The sequence below is a fragment of the Shewanella sp. c952 genome (assembly GCF_019654975.1).
Lineage (GTDB): Bacteria > Pseudomonadota > Gammaproteobacteria > Enterobacterales > Shewanellaceae > Shewanella.
This window is the reverse complement of sequence record NZ_BPEW01000029.1, coordinates 24,946-40,534: the sequence shown is the minus strand read 5'-3', so window position 1 is coordinate 40,534 and position 15,589 is coordinate 24,946. Positions and strand designations below refer to the sequence as shown.

The window sequence follows — 15,589 nt, the reverse complement described above, 5'->3', positions numbered from 1 at the left end:
TTACTCCGTCTCCCCATGTTTAGAGGATGAATGTCCAGAATGTGGTGACATCTCCATAGCATTACCCATATGCATATACTGCATAACGATATGGTTAAACATGCCCTCGCTTACGGAGCTGTAATACTGAACAGCATTGTTCTCGCTCGGTTTAGCGAGTATTTGATAGCTATCAGGATTTAACTGCTGGTTATGCTGCTTAACTTTGGCAACCCACGCATCAAACCCTTCAGGAGTCGCGGTGGCAATGGCGTTAAATTTCATTCCAGAAAAGCCTGCGCCGCTATAGTTGGCAGAGATCCCCTCAAAAATCCCAGCTTCATTGGCAATAAGATGCAACTGTGTCGCCATGCCTGCCATGGAATAGATCTGGCTACCCAGTTGTGGAATAAAGAATGAGTTCATAGCGGTGTCAGAAGTGATCTTAAAGTTCACAGGAACATTTGCAGGAAAGGCAAGTTCGTTGACAGAGGCTATCCCCAACTCAGGATAGATAAACAACCATTTCCAATTAAGAGAAACAACTTCAACTGTTATCGGCGTAGCTTGGTGCTTTAAAGGCTTGTAGGGGTCAAGATCATGAGTTGAGCCCCAAGTAATGACGCCTAAAATAATCACAATCACGATTGGCACTAGCCAAACAACAATCTCAATCATTTTAGAATGCGCCCACTTCGGCGCGTAAATTTCATGGTCCCGTCCATCACGATATTTCCATGCAAAAAATAACGTCATGAATATGACAGGGAGAACAACGACGAGCATCAGCAAAGTAGCAACAACAATGAGATGTTTTTCATCGATGCCTACCTGCCCTTTCGGATCTAATACGCCGCCTTCACAGCCGCTCAGCAATATTGTAAATATCACCATTGCAGCTTTACTTATATTTCGGATTAGCAAAGGAAGATTCCTCTAACCTTAGGGTGTATCGCTCTGCAGGCATTGACAGCAAGTCCTACAGCATTGGCTGTAATAACAATTAAATATAGGAATCGTCATGCTCGACGAACCCTTTCAATAGGAGAAGTTTTAATTTCAAGCCTATGACTTAACTATTAAAAAGCTTATTTTTATCAGAAATTACGAGTAGATAGAGGCGGAGCGCGGCAGCCGTGTGCAGCTTGCACTCGAGCTTGAAGTTGTGGAATTAAAAAGTCGGGGAATAAAACAGTCAAACTTAACTTGTTGATGAGTTTGACAATATAACGAATCAATCGCCAAAGCTGTTCTATAACAATGGGATTACTTAACAATAAACTGAATGAGCTGGCCGCTAGACAATCAAAGAAAAAACCGTCGTTAAGCGCTATGAACTCACTAAGGTCTATGTATCCAGCTGAAGATATTGATAAACCATCTGAGAATAACAGCAACAGTAACCCAGTTAATATCATTGAGAGATTAGCTTTACCCGCATTACAAGCCTCTGCCGATAAAGGCAGCTTGGTCAGTGTTAGTAGGTAAGGGGCTAGTTTCAAAAAGGTTTCCTGCTGGCTAAATTATCATTTTTATTTTGACTGGAAAGTATTCCAATTCAGTCTTTCGCTGGAGAATAACAAGAAGGTTGTGTTGGATCAAAGCAACTCAGCCTTAAAAACGACCTTTATATTAAATAAAGCTTAATTTAAACACTAAACACCCGAAAAAATTACTAATTTAACAAGATGGAAACCTTCAGCTTCACAAAATATGTGCAAAAAGCTAACTAAATCACACCTAAAGGCTTTTGATAAGTGATGAACGCCTCAGGCATTGATTAAGGTCAGTTAACAATGTTGCAAACACAAATAGAGCAGTTCAAACCGCAGTGTGCATCAGTACTTTTTAAAGCGCATAAAAAAACATCTGCACGAGGCAGATGTTTTAGATGTTGAGCTAGCTAAAAGTTAATTAGTTTTGTTTTCTAACAAACTTCGACTTAAGCATCATCTGGCCGTGGCCATCGACTTTACAATCGATGTCGTGGTCAGCGTCAACGAAACGCTTGATAACGGCTTTAGTACCAACTTTAAGTACTAGAGAAGAACCTTTCACTTTAAGATCTTTAATCAAAGTGACTTTGTCTTCTTCAGCCAACAGGTTACCTACGGCGTCTTTTAGGATAATTGCATCTGGATCAACGATAACTTCGTTTGGATTCCATTCATGAGCACATTCAGGGCAAATCAGCTGTGAGCCATCTTCGTAAGCATAGATAGATTCACATTTTGGGCATGGTGGTAAAGCGCTCATGGCATATTCTCTTTAGTCAATAATTTGGTGAATCATGCTTGATAGTGCTGTTAACTAAGGCTGCTATCAATATAACTCGCATTTCAAAGGCACATTATAATCAATATTTCGAATATCATCTAGATTGAAAACCTTGTCCTGTGAACTTGCCTCAACTGAGCAGCAAGCTAACTTGCGCAAGGTATCAAATTTGATGCTAGCCCATAGCGTTAGCAATCACTTATCGCTAAAGCCTTGTCGGTTTAGAAACTCTTTCATAAAAGGTCGAGACTCTTTACTCAACGTTGCGGTGATTTGCTGTGACCAAGTCACTTGCTTGGTATTGCTACTGCGAGCAGCATAATACTCAAGAATATGTTGGTCATAGGCTGCAACAGCCGCGAGATCTAACGCTTGGTACTTGTCTTGGTGCAGCACGATATTGAGCGGCAAACGTGGTTTTTGTTCAGGCTCTTTGGCTGGGTAACCAATACATAAACCGAATAACGGCAGTACATGTTTAGGCAGGTCTAATAGCTCACTCACCTGCTGCGGGTTATTGCGAATGCCGCCAATGAATACACCGCCTAGACCTAATGACTCGGCAGCAAGTAAAGCGTTTTGCCCCATGAGTGCGGTATCTACCGCACAAATCAAAGTTTGCTCTGTAAAACCAAGTTGCGCATCGGGGTGGATCTGTTGGTGACGGTTAAAGTCGGCACAAAAGACCAAAAACTCTGCAGCAGAGGCTACATAAGGCTGGCCACCAGCATATTGCGCCAGCTTTTCTCGACTATCAGGACTTGATACTCGAATGATACTGCTACATTGAATAAAGCTTGAGGTTGATGCAGCTAACGCGCAGTTCAAGATCTGCTCAAGGTTAGCGGCATCTATTATTTGATCAGTAAAATGCCTTACTGAACGGTGGTTCATTATTGTGGCTATTGTTGGAGTCATATCTGCTAAATTCTAGCTGTTGTGTCGCACCAGACTACTTTTCAATAAAGTTTAGTGCAATGGCTAGCGGCAAACGAGCAAGTGTTTTTAGATAAATGATTCTATGTTGCAGCCTTTAATACTAAGCTTCTAATAATGAACTAAAGGCTGCATAGCAGTTTAAGCAGGGTCTTTGGGCTTATCTTCTAACGAGAAGTAGATTTTCGAAACGATAAACTCAGCGATTAAAATCCCAAATACCAGCGCAAAAAAGGCCACGATGCCATCAACAGGTCCGGTAAAAGTAATACTGTCGCCAAATACTAAATTTATTGCCTCTAACATCACAAACTTAGAGCCAAATAAAATAAGCCAAGTACAAAATGCACGGTAGAACTTGGGCGCTTTGCCCGGTTTGTCTTTAAAGTAGTCAGCGATGGCATGTTCTGCGGCGATTGTCAGTTTAAGCAGCAGTTGCAGTAAAATAGCCACCAGTAGCGAAATAGAAAAAGACTCAACCGTAATGTATTGCCAGAACTCATTAAATAGATTCAATACGGTAAGGTCGACCAGGACTGCTAGCGTATAGCCAACAAAGAAACGTTGCGGGGTATTGAATCCATACTCTTTAATCGGTGCTGCTAATGTGGGTTTAGCAGTGGCTGCTGCAGACTCTTGGCTCATTGACTTTCCCCTTTCAATAACTTGTTGAAAATTTTATCACTTCTCTAACCTAACAGTAACTCAGGGGATTTCAAGGCATTGATGTTAGTTAACAGTTTACAGGGCCATTTTTCTTAGTTCATTGCCTAAGCACGCGGCTTAGGATAATAATAAGCAAAGCAAAAACAACAACTCATTTTGGTAAGAGAGACTATGGACAAAACTACGCCTATCGTTCCTTTGATCAAAACCCAGTACGCCCTAGCTTTTGTGGATATTCTTAAGCAGATAGACAGCGATATTTACCCATCGATTGCTAAAGCTCAATTGCCAGAAAACATCCTAGCACCAGGCCACGATTACATACCTCAGCTCCCCTTAATCAAACTGCTAAACATTATTGGCGAAAAAGCAGGGCCAGACAGATACAGCCAGCTAATATGGCAAGTATGCCGACAAGTTTTGATCCCAAGCTATATAGGTAAAATGCAACATGCTAAGACCCTCGAAGAGGCTTTGATTGAGTTTGCGCAGCTATTTAACCAAGAGTCGTTGCATTCGGCAGTAAAACTTCGACATCTTGCTGGCCGCCATTGGTTTATTCGAGAACATCGTTTCTATAGTGAACAACTACAAGACTTTAGAGCACACTTTATTGTCACTTTTATGGTTGAACTGGTGCGGGCATTAACAAATAGACAATGGTCCCCTACCGCAATAATGCTCACTGGCAGTAATGCCGAAGAAATTAAAGCATCGCTGCTGCTTGAAGACGCTGAGTTTTATCTCAATCGCCGAGTGATTGGGTTATCTCTGTCTACAGAAGAGTTAGCTTCCCCGGTAAAATTGACGCTGAATTGGCATGAAACCTCCGCTCACTCCCCTTTAAAACCAGCGTTATTTGCTGACTCATTAAAGCAAGCACTTAAACCCTATTTAGGCTTAGGGAGGTTACCAATAGAGGCAGCAGCAGAGATCTTAGGGATGCCGATTCGCACTATACAACGGCGTTTAAAAAAGGAGAATGCCAGCTACTCAAACATCGTTGAGAATATTCTATTCAACCAAGCTTGTGAGATGTTGTCTGATGCAAATATTCCTATCAGCCGCATCGCCTCGTCCTTAGGCTATTCCGATCTGCCACACTTTTCTCGGGCATTCAAACGCATAACAGGTCTATCGCCGCGAGCCTATCGTCAACAGATTAGCTAGGCCCAGCTATCCCCGTGCTACCTGAAGATGCAGGATTCGATGGGAGTTTTAGCGACTCTGATGCTGCGTTAATGAACTTGAACGTAGAATAACTATGCTCTTCATTCATAGCCTTACTTCAAAGCCGCTAAACTCTCGCTGAGCGATCAAATCTTTATACTGATTGGTATAACCATTTCTACGCTAATACGCCTAGAATTGAACTGGCACAATGCCTCTGAAACGAGCATATTCAAGTAGAACGGGTATATACATGCCTATAGTTTATCTATATTCTGGCAGTGTTAGTTTTGTGTATCTTCTCGCCTGAAATCATGCATTGAACTAAATTGAGGAGTCTATTGTGACCTTCTTCCCCTCTAGAGATCCAGCGAAGCTAAAACCAGCTGTCGCCACCGCACTAATATCGATTTTACTATCAGTTCCTGCTCATGCGGACCAGTGGAATCTGGGGTTAGATAATGACGTGGTGATCGGTGATGACGGTGACTTTTCCAATGGCATTGTTATTGGCTGGCAAACCGCAGACGAGCACGACTTCTCACACGCTATCTTACCGATTAACTGGCAATCTAAGTTACTGTTCTCCCAACAAGAAGGTCGTAAACAATGGGGCGCCAAAATTTATCAGCGCATGTGGACGCCCACAGAAATTGGTTATGATTATGCCCAACCTAATGAGCGGCCATACGCAGGCTTACTAGAACTTGAAAGCTATACCGCAGCCTACAGCAGCCAAATCGCGCAAAAGAACTGGTTGAGTATAGGGATAATGGGGCCCGCTTCTGGTGCTCAAGCAACACAGGAATTGGTGCACAAAATAACCTCCTCTACTGAGCCTCTGGGCTGGAAATATCAGGTTGAGAACCAGTTCACTTTGCAATTTGCTTATGAAGCAGACTATCTATTCGCTCGACAGACAGCCTTTGAAAATAGTGATTGGGAGCTTAGTGGTCACAGTTATTCGCAACTGGGTAATTTCCGCTCTGAAACCAATCTAGGCATGACCTTGCGTTGGGGCGATGACCTAGCACAATCATTTGGCCAGCTCAGTAGCCATCAAGGGCATTACGGTCAATACAGTATGTCAGCGAAAGACAGTGGCAGTTTAACGGTATTTACTCGGGCTCAAGCGGGTTATCGCTTTAACGATTTAACGCTTGAGGGTGATCTCCCCTACGACTCTTATGTTCAGCTGAAAAATCAGCAAGCTCAAGCAAGTGCGGGAGTCGTGTGGGCTTTTCCGAATTGGTCGCTAAGCTGGCGCTTTGATTTTTACAGTAAAGAATATGAATCAGATCCACAAGATTGGCATGCTTATGGTGTATTGAGTTACAGCTGGATAATGTAATGCATAACGACAGTAAGTATCCAAGAGGCAGTTATTAGCTGGCTCTTGGTTACTTACTGTCGCCCAATATTGCTGTGCTTAGCGGTGTTAACTTTCCTCTTTAACCCAGTGCAACACATCCTTAATCACTGACCAACGCGGCTTTTTCGGTTTGGCATTTTCACCTAAAATCCAGTATCCATAGAGCTTATCGACGTAACCCGATGACTTTTGAATCGCTAACCAACTGTTAAGGAATGTTTGTAATGACGCATTGTCACGCGCAACAGCATAAGATGCAGGAAAAGACTTAATCTCTTCTCGGTTATATAACGTGGTGTACTCTGGGTACAAAATAGTCCAAGTCTTACCCGCTTCAAGGCTTATCATCAACCCGTCCCATGTTTTACCGTCATCTTCGAAGAACAAGCGGTCAGACTGGATAGTGTCAAACGTAAAGTTAGCAAATTTCTTTTGTAGATGAGGAATGATTGAATAAGAACCAACAGAGGCAATACGAAGCGGGCCAGCCTCACGCAGCAGTTTATCGGTCTTGAACTCATCAGCGCGATGGTCTTTGACCACAAACGAGTAATGCAGATCGAGTACTGGTGTAGTGAAACCCACATGCTCGATGCGTTTAGTGGTCATCTGTAGTCCAGATATAGCGATATCAAACTGGCCTTGGTTTATCGCGCCCAGCACATTGGCAAATGTATAAGGCACAAATGCTATTTTAACCTCCATCTCCGCCGCTAACTTTTTCATCAATTCAACGTCGAAACCCACCAGCTCATCTTGGGCATTATAAAATGAGAACGGTACTTGAATCGGGTTATAGCCCACTCTTAATACGCCACTCTCTCTAATTTCAGCCACGCTTCTTGGGCCTGTCGCTTTGGCTAATTCGTCCCATCGAAAAGAGGTTACCTGATCAGGTACTTTTTCTGCGGCGCTCATTTGTGCGACCACTTCATCCATATTATATTCGGTGTTAACAATACTGCTTAATAACCAACTAGAACCTAATAGACTCACTCCTATAACAACGGGGGTTAGTGCGCTATACATAATTAATCGCGCCATACTAACCTTAGCAATGCCCACCAGCATGGCGGTACCACCAACGGCGAGAATAAAGATATTCATCGCAGCGAGTAAGGAGGTGAATCGGCTAGTAAATAGGCTCGACACCATATAGAGCTGGAATAGATCCGATGACAACTCTAACGAGTCTAACAACATAGGAATGGTTAAATACACACTGCCAAACAAGCTAATTAAACCGTTTATCGACATTGGCAGGTAAGTTAAAAAATCAATCTCTTTGCCAGAGAACCAAGCAGCAAATAGCACAAAGACAATGGTTAGCAATTTGCCGAGATTAGGAAAACTAAACACCACTGGAATAATGATATTGGCATAGTCATCTGTTTGTTGATTACCAATATCGTATTTATGAAATAGCTCTTTGGTACGCTGAATAAGCAGCGGAATCACAATGAAAATATTACCGGCGGCGAATGCGGTGATCATCGCATCTTTTGCGATACCAGTAATGTCACGATATGAAAATGGTGTAATTGTTGCCAAGATTGCCGGCAACACCCAATAGGTCAATATCAGAGTCATGACCACATGGGCAACAAAGTAAACTTGTAGCTTTTGAAACTCTTCAAAATCCATAGTACCAGCCGTGGCGGCTGTCATGGCAAAAATACCTATTGGCATTAACTTTACAATGCTTTGCGTCACCTTGTTGAATGACTCGCCTAGCAGTTGCATTGGCCGCATTAACGACTCTTTGTCATCTATAGAGATAAGCGCGATGCCGGTAGCGACACAGAAAAGCACAATCGCAGGAATGTAACTATTAGACAGAGAAAAGAACGGATTTGATGGGATATACACATCGAGTAGATTAATCGAGTTTGGATCTTGCAGCGCCGTTAAGCTAAAAAACTCCCCAGCCTGCCAATCTGGAAAGCTGTACTTGATAAGGAACATGGTTAGCAAGCCAAACATCCAAATCACCAGCATCAATTTACCCACTTTTACCCCAAGTGATTTAGCTTGTACCAAGGTCAAGCTGCCTAAGCTAGAGATAAGCGACACGATAATGTAGGGGATAATGGTCATCTGCAGTAGCTTAATAAAGGCATCACCTATCACCGACATCCAAGCTAGCATCTCGCCGAAAAACAGCCCTGCCGCAATACCTGCAGCAAATGACAGCAGGACAAGCGTAGACATACTCATCTTTTTCTTTGGTTTTTCTATACTCTCTTTTGCAAGCTCACTGTCATTATTTACATCGGCTACTGCTGTTTTATCAACCATAATACAAATCGTCCTTTTTTCAGCTATTTACAACAGCCTCTAAATAACCATTATCGGCAATGGCATGGTGATAACACTCAACATACTGGGCAATTTTCTGCTCGGGGCTAAAGAGTGCTCTAGCCCGCTCTCTCCCCGCGAGTCCCATTTGTTGCTGCTTGTTATCGTCTAGCAAAATAGTTTCCATTGCTTTTGCCATCGCGAGTGCATCTTCTGGATCAAACATATAACCGCTCACTCCATGCTCAACCACTTCAGGGATCCCATCAACATTGCTGCTTACAGTGGGAACAGCGCAGGCCATAGCCTCAAGTAGCACCATGCTAAATGATTCACGATAACTTGGCTGAATAACACAATCCGCATTCGGCAGGTATGACTCCACATGCATCACATCCCCCATAAAGGTGACATGCTGTAATATGCCGAGCTGGTCACACTGAGTTTTAATTTTATCTATATATGGTCCACTACCGAGCAACACCAAGCGTGCATTCACTTTACGAAGTAATAGGTGAAAAGCTTGGATAACCGTATCGGTATTTTTAAGCGCTCTAAAGTTTGAAACATGCATCACCACTTTCTCACCGTCTTTCGCCATTTGTCTGCGAGTATTAATGTCGGCAAATGTTGGTGAAAACACATCCAGATCAATGAAGTTATGGATGACATCTATCGATTTATCATTATCAAAGTGGCTGTAAATATAGTGACGTTGGAAGCTTGAGACTGTTGTGACCTTATTGCTTTTGTGAATACTAAATTTATTAAGTGGATACAGCGGCTTATCTTGTCCAACTACAGTAACATCAGTGCCATGAATCGTTGTTACCGTAGCAAATTTATGTTGGCTTATCTCTCCCGCTAGGTATGCACATAAAGAGTGAGGAATAGAGTAATGCGCGTGCACCACATCGAGTTGGTATTGCTCTGCGACTTCAACAATTTTAGCCGTTAGCGCAAAAGTATATAAAGGGTCTGAGAAAAGCGGATAATTAATTGCTTCTACAGAATGAAAAAAAAGCTGCTGAAAATCTTCAATCAATTTAAAAGGTCTAACACTGGAAATAAAGTGAACTTCATGACCCAGTTTGGCTAAACCAAGGCCTAGTTCGGTTGCTACTAGTCCTGAGCCACCAATACTGGGGTGACACACTATCCCGATGCGCAGTTTAGACATAAATTTGCTACCACCCAAATAATAGTTAATAAGATGTTATCGCTAGATAAAACTTAGCACCGTTATACAGTTAAGCAAATAAGTATAAGAAACATACACTCACTGCTATTTATTCACTGCTAAATCACTCCTAGTTGCATCACTTATGACGGCGATTTCTATTACTTATTTTGTTTGCAAAATGCGAATAACTCGCTACCACATCATAATAAAATACAATAAATAACTGAAAAATAACGATTTATCATAATGGCACGTCTTGTGCTTTATCTAGTTTACTTTGATAACATGACAGTGAGAGATGCATTATGAAAATATCCAAGACTATTTCATTGAGCTGCGGCTCCCCTTTACTTCTTAGCCTTCTTATATCAGCAAATGTTAATGCCTCTGAGCCGTTTACTGCTTGTCCTACTGAAGCGTTTGTCATTCAAAAACAATCTAATACACCAAAAACATATGGGGTAAACCTTGCCACTGGTAGCTACTCAGTACTTTCAGATGATATGGGCACTGGTGACGCATTTAATGGCGTTGGTTTTAACTATCACGATAATTATATTTATGGTTGGGACTACGCAAATACGACACTTGGTAAAGCGGGCAGTGATTATCAAATTGCAGCGCTCAATGTCACGAAAGATGCAGCCGCAGCTGCAGCAGGTTCTTTCTATGTTGGCGATGTGGCGATAGCTGAAAATGTCTGGTACGGCTACCGTAAAGGGAAAGGCTTATTCAAAATCCCTCTCGATAACCCCGCAAGCTACAACATGACCATCATTCCCGGTAGTAAAGACAATGCCACTTACAATATTACCGATCTTGCCTTTCACCCAACAGACGGCCACATATACTCAATAAGCAATGGGTCTAGCGGTAAACTACTGCGTATAGACGCTACAACGGGGGCAGCAGAAAACTTAGGTACTGTGATTACTTCAAGCGGCAGTAACTTCATTTTTGGCGCACAATTTTTTGACCCCGATGGTAATTTATACGTCAGTAATAACAGTAACGGTAATATTTACAAGGTCAATGTCGATGAGGCGTCGCCAACCGCTGTGTTGTTTGCTTATGGCCCTTCATCCTCTAGTAATGACGGTGCAAGATGTGCTCTAGCTGAGGTGACTGTCGGTGACTCAGTCGACTTTGGTGATGCTCCCGATTCATACGGCACTGTGCTTGACTCAAACGGTGCTCGCCACTCAATAAGCGATAACTTGTACTTGGGAGCATTAGTTGATAATGAATCCGACGGTTACGCAGCACCGCTGTCAGACGATGCTAGTGATAACTCAGATGATGATGATGGCGTGGTGATGCCAACTGGTTTTGAACTAGGTGAGAGCGCCATTTTACTGGTTACCGCTAAAGGCGGAGACGGTTACCTAAACGCTTGGTTTGATTGGGATCAAAACGGCACCTTTGAATTAGAAGAACAAATTATTCTAGGTGAACCGCTAGATAATGGTTTAAACACCATTAGCATTGATGTCCCAAGTTGGGCCAAAGAAGGGCCAACTTGGGCACGTTTTCGCTTAAGTACCCAACAAGATATCGCCGCGACAGGTGGCGTTGGCGATGGCGAAGTTGAAGACTATGCAGTGACCTTAACGGAAACAGGCGTCACGATAAACTACTACCCCTCTTCTTCAACCTACACCACGCTTGCCTATGAGGATCTATACCCAGATTTGGGCGACTTTGACATGAACGACGTGGTGGTGCAACTGCGAATTATTGAATATGTAAAAGACAACAAAGTAAGACGAATTGGCTTTAAAGCTCAGCTTGCAGCGATGGGCGCAGCTTATCATAACGGTTTTGGCGTGCACCTCCCCGGTGTTAGCCGCAACACCATTAAAGAATCACTGATCAACTGGACTATTGATGATATTGGCCAGCAAGAGTCACCGCTTGAAACCGGCCAAACTAATGCGGTGTTTATCTTCACCCAAGATCTGTCTGATTATGTAACGCTAGAGCAAGGTTGTGAATACCTGCGAACAGAAACAGGTTGTGAAAGCGCCTTTAGAACAACATGGTCATTAGATATTCCATTTGATGTACCTGTTTCAGAAAGCATAATCCCAGCTTTCCCCTATGATCCATTTATTTTTGCAACACCGAATACTGATCATGGTTCAGCAGCCAAAAACGCCGTTGGAGCAAATCCTGGTCGTCAGCTTGAGATCCACTTAAAGAACCAAGCTCCAACAGATAAGTTCTCAAGTAACTATTTCGGTTACCGAGAAGATGCTTCAAATCCAAGCGAAAACCAATACTTTCAGAATGAGAATGGCATGGCTTGGGCAATTGAGATCCCGGTGACATGGAAGCACCCTAAAGAGAAAGAGCGCTTAGACAACGCTTACTCCGAGTTTGTTGAATTTGCTGCCGATGACACTGGCGCGACTAACCCAACTTGGTATGAAAATGCCGACAATGCACTTATCTTTAACGATTAATGGAGAATCACATGAAAACTCAATTTGAAAAAATCACCTATGTTCGTTTAAGTCTTATCGCATTTCCATTATTAGCGCTAACAGCTTGTGGCGGTGGCGGGGATGGCGATGGTGCAAGCCCAGCACCTGCGGCAGTAACACCTACAACAACTACTACAACGACCACAACCACAACCGATGCGGACCCAACACCTGCGCCAACGTCTCTCGATGATTTGGTGGTTGATGCGGATAACGCCTTAGAAGCTTCTTACCTGTTAACGATTAACGTCGATAAGAGCAGCCAGAGTCGAGGTTACTTCTCACTATGTGATGACTACACCGCTCAAGGCGGCGGTTACAACGTCAACTTTGATTCTTGTTTATTTAGAGGCCCTTTAAGCGATGGTAAACTAAGCAAAGAGCTAAAGATTGCTAATCATGAAAGCCAGTTAATCGCCGTCATTTGGTTTTATGAAGGACAAAACCCACAATATGTTGAGTGGAGCTACCTGACCGATAGCGAAAGCCAAATACTGACAATGAACTAACACTATACAAGTGTGGGTCTATTCTTCCGCGATGTCACTCTCCATGCATCGCGGATTTTTTATGTCTTATCCTTCCCCAAATACTCTCTAAAAATAAACAGTCATCCAAATCAGTATTTGCGCCGTATTGGTAATAAAGCAGATTATTAGAGAACAATATGAAGGCAAACAGCTATCAACATCGGAAACAACAAACTTTATCAATCAACATCTCACTGCTTCTAGGGAGTCTACTAATGAGTAGCGTAAGCATTGCGACACCTTTCACTATTGAGCCCGAGAATAGTTGGAATATTATCAATGATTCTGTAATGGGCGGGGTATCAAGCAGCTCCGTCAGGTATGACAACCAGGTCGCAACGTTTAGCGGGGAGTTATCACTTGATAACAATGGCGGTTTTGCCTCAACGAGAGCGCGTTTAACCGCTAAAGTGCCTGCAAAGGCAACTCACGTTAATATTCGCGTAAAAGGCGATGGTAGACAGTACCAGTTGCGTTTGCGCACAAGCAATGACTGGGACGCAGCGGCTTACTCTCGAACATTTAATACCGAACCTAGTAAATGGTTATCTTACCAATTCAGTGCTGAAGAGTTCAGCGCACTTTTTCGAGGTCAAATTATCGATGCACCAAAGCTAAATCTCACAGATATAAAACAAGTTGGCTTTTTACTCGCGGATAAGCAGGCGGGACAATTTTCGCTGTCATTTAAATCTATTTTGTTAGATTGATCCATCAAAAAGGCCAGCTTAACAGCTGGCTTTCATCAGCAACTGAAACTTACTCGTCTTTCTCGACAAAGTCATCGGTAAAGTCGGTTTCCCAATACTTATACCCTTGAACAGTTGCTTGTGCAGCTGCGCCCATAAGGTTGACCTGGTAAGTTTTAATCCCTGAAACATCAACAGATTGGTTGGCAGACGCTTGCTCACCACTCTCGTCATATTTAGCACTTGCCTCAGCCTGCGCTTGCCCTTCGTAACCAGACTCTTTGTAACGTGTTAGTGCATCTCTATCCATAAATGCTTGCACAAACCCTAGCTGCTTCCAGCCAATCCCAGCACCAACCCCCCCTGTAGCGAAACGGTAATAAGATTTCTTACTGCCTTCATGCAGAACGCAGATCCCGCCACCGGTTGATAATGCAAAAAGATAAGTATTACTACCTGTACATACAACATAACCAACTGACTCAGCCACTGCTGACTTAGCTCCAGGATGTTCTTTATAGATCTCTTGCAATGCTGCTTGAGTCTCTTCTCGAGCATTCATTTTCTTTGAATCTGGAGTATCGCCAGTTGCACAACCAACAAGTATTGCAGGAACGAGAACAGCTGCTAACTTAACTCGACTAAATTGGAACATAGCTTTATTCAGTTGGAACATAGTTTTATCCTTTTGGTAAAACAAAAAAACGCTGCCAAGGCTGCGTTTTTAGAAATAGACATCCACTAAAAACTTGCGCTATATAAGCTATAGCACAAGATTCAAGTTATTGATTAAACTCTATCATTACCAAGCTTAACAAATGTTGAACAGCTGACGCGTAATCCTTTCACAACTTGTATACCCATTATCTTCAAGCTCAGTGTTATCAAGGCTTATAATCATTAAACTGCAAAATGCTTGCAGCTAAGAACTGACAAAACAACTAATAAAATAATTGTTTAAGTCTGACAGCCAGTATGTGCTTTAGTCCTTTAAGGACAGCATTACCTCGGTTACCTCATCCATATGCTCAAGAAACAGCGGCACCAGTTGTGGGTCAAAATGTTCACCCGCCTCTTTTTGTAATAACGCGACCGCTTCCTCGACCGACCAAGCACGCTTATACGGTCGCTCACAAGTCAATGCATCAAATACATCAGCAATTGCAACAATGCGGCCTATGCGAGGAATATCCTCACCTTTAAGTCCATAGGGATAACCAGTACCATTCCATTTCTCATGGTGACTAATAGCAACAATTTTTGCCATCTTAAGCAGATCGGATTCATTATCTCCAATGATTTCAGCGCCGATTTCTGCGTGTTTTTTCATCTCTTCGAACTCATCAGCGGTGAGTTTGCCAGGCTTACGCAAGATGGCATCTGATATGCCTATTTTACCAATGTCGTGCATTGGGCTCGCAGCCATTAACATATCCGCATCTGCTTCACACATGCCCGCCGCTTTCGCTAGGATATGCGCATAGTGACTCATTCGTATGACATGCATCCCTGTTTCATTATCTTTGTACTCCGCTGCGCGCCCGAGCTTCTGTATCACTTTAAGCTGAGTTGCGGCCAGCTCTGCCGTTTTCTGTTTAACTTTAATCGCCAGTTCGCGACTCTGATTAAACAGCGCCAACTGGGTTTTAACCCTTTGCTGAACAATAGGTGGGTTAAATGGCTTAGTGATATAATCTACCGCGCCAAGTTCTAAGCCCTTAAGCTCGTCTTCAGCGGTGATTTTTGCGGTTACAAAAATGATCGGTATATGCCGAGTGGTATGATCGCTTTTAAGACGCCTACAAACCTCAAAACCATCAATTCCTGGCATCATAATATCAAGTAAAATAAGGTCCAAAGGGAGACGTTTGGCAATCTTTAGTGCAATTTCACCATTTTTAGCCACTTTTATTTGGTAATCATCTTTTAACATTCCAGCCAAAACATCTATGTTCGCTGGGGTGTCATCGACAACTAGTAAGGTTTGTTGGTCCATCACAGCC

The 15,589-nt window shown here is 42.8% G+C and carries 14 protein-coding genes; 5 read left to right on the top strand and 9 right to left on the bottom strand.

Annotation, left to right across the window (positions count from 1 at the left end; all coding sequences use genetic code 11):
- The 5 genes from cyoA to K5R16_RS16885 all read right to left on the bottom strand — a co-directional run bounded on the left by cyoA (position 1) and on the right by K5R16_RS16885 (position 3,837).
- The gene (gene cyoA / locus K5R16_RS16905; protein ID WP_220738831.1) at positions 1–903 is read right to left on the bottom strand and encodes a ubiquinol oxidase subunit II; all 903 of its coding nucleotides are present in this window, start codon (positions 901–903) and stop codon (positions 1–3) included.
- A 173-nt stretch (positions 904–1,076) separates the two neighbouring features.
- Entirely contained in the window at positions 1,077–1,481 is a 405-nt protein-coding gene (locus tag K5R16_RS16900) for a hypothetical protein (protein WP_220738829.1), read from the bottom strand.
- Positions 1,482–1,893: 412 nt separating this feature from the next.
- Complete coding sequence (locus K5R16_RS16895) at positions 1,894–2,235, bottom strand: zinc ribbon domain-containing protein YjdM (RefSeq protein WP_020911583.1); 342 nt, start codon at positions 2,233–2,235, stop codon at positions 1,894–1,896.
- 216 nt (positions 2,236–2,451) lie between these two features.
- The gene (gene nfsA, locus K5R16_RS16890; RefSeq protein ID WP_220738827.1) at positions 2,452–3,174 is read right to left on the bottom strand and encodes an oxygen-insensitive NADPH nitroreductase; all 723 of its coding nucleotides are present in this window, start codon (positions 3,172–3,174) and stop codon (positions 2,452–2,454) included.
- 159 nt (positions 3,175–3,333) lie between these two features.
- Entirely contained in the window at positions 3,334–3,837 is a 504-nt protein-coding gene (locus tag K5R16_RS16885) for a hypothetical protein (protein ID WP_259649914.1), read from the bottom strand.
- Positions 3,838–4,029: 192 nt separating this feature from the next.
- Here K5R16_RS16885 and K5R16_RS16880 point away from each other — a divergent pair, with 192 nt between their 5' ends.
- Together K5R16_RS16880 and K5R16_RS16875 are read left to right on the top strand one after the other, a co-directional pair.
- The gene (locus tag K5R16_RS16880) at positions 4,030–5,028 is read left to right on the top strand and encodes an AraC family transcriptional regulator (RefSeq protein WP_220738826.1); all 999 of its coding nucleotides are present in this window, start codon (positions 4,030–4,032) and stop codon (positions 5,026–5,028) included.
- Between the two features lie 343 nt (positions 5,029–5,371).
- Entirely contained in the window at positions 5,372–6,379 is a 1,008-nt protein-coding gene (locus K5R16_RS16875) for a lipid A deacylase LpxR family protein (protein WP_220738824.1), read from the top strand.
- Positions 6,380–6,466: 87 nt separating this feature from the next.
- Here the strand turns inward: K5R16_RS16875 and K5R16_RS16870 are convergent, their stop codons facing one another.
- Both K5R16_RS16870 and bshA read right to left on the bottom strand, forming a co-directional pair.
- The gene (locus tag K5R16_RS16870) at positions 6,467–8,698 is read right to left on the bottom strand and encodes a cation:dicarboxylate symporter family transporter (protein WP_220738822.1); all 2,232 of its coding nucleotides are present in this window, start codon (positions 8,696–8,698) and stop codon (positions 6,467–6,469) included.
- A gap of 19 nt (positions 8,699–8,717) precedes the next feature.
- A complete protein-coding gene (gene bshA / locus K5R16_RS16865) occupies positions 8,718–9,878 on the bottom strand; it encodes an N-acetyl-alpha-D-glucosaminyl L-malate synthase BshA (protein ID WP_220738820.1) in 1,161 nt (386 codons plus the stop codon).
- A gap of 308 nt (positions 9,879–10,186) precedes the next feature.
- On the opposite strand from bshA, the gene K5R16_RS16860 reads away from it, so the two are divergent.
- The 3 genes from K5R16_RS16860 to K5R16_RS16850 all read left to right on the top strand — a co-directional run bounded on the left by K5R16_RS16860 (position 10,187) and on the right by K5R16_RS16850 (position 13,607).
- On the top strand, positions 10,187–12,346 hold the full coding sequence (locus K5R16_RS16860) for an LruC domain-containing protein (RefSeq protein WP_220738818.1): 2,160 nt from the start codon (positions 10,187–10,189) through the stop codon (positions 12,344–12,346).
- Positions 12,347–12,357: 11 nt separating this feature from the next.
- Positions 12,358–12,876: a hypothetical protein gene (locus K5R16_RS16855; protein WP_220738816.1), complete on the top strand. Its 519-nt coding sequence runs from the start codon at positions 12,358–12,360 to the stop codon at positions 12,874–12,876.
- A 236-nt stretch (positions 12,877–13,112) separates the two neighbouring features.
- Positions 13,113–13,607: a CIA30 family protein gene (locus K5R16_RS16850; RefSeq protein WP_220738814.1), complete on the top strand. Its 495-nt coding sequence runs from the start codon at positions 13,113–13,115 to the stop codon at positions 13,605–13,607.
- 49 nt (positions 13,608–13,656) lie between these two features.
- Here the strand turns inward: K5R16_RS16850 and K5R16_RS16845 are convergent, their stop codons facing one another.
- Positions 13,657–14,262, bottom strand: coding sequence for a hypothetical protein (locus K5R16_RS16845; protein WP_374758403.1), 606 nt, complete (start codon positions 14,260–14,262; stop codon positions 13,657–13,659).
- A 306-nt stretch (positions 14,263–14,568) separates the two neighbouring features.
- A complete protein-coding gene (locus K5R16_RS16840; RefSeq protein ID WP_220738812.1) occupies positions 14,569–15,582 on the bottom strand; it encodes an HD domain-containing phosphohydrolase in 1,014 nt (337 codons plus the stop codon).
- Between the last annotated feature and the right edge of the window lie 7 nt (positions 15,583–15,589).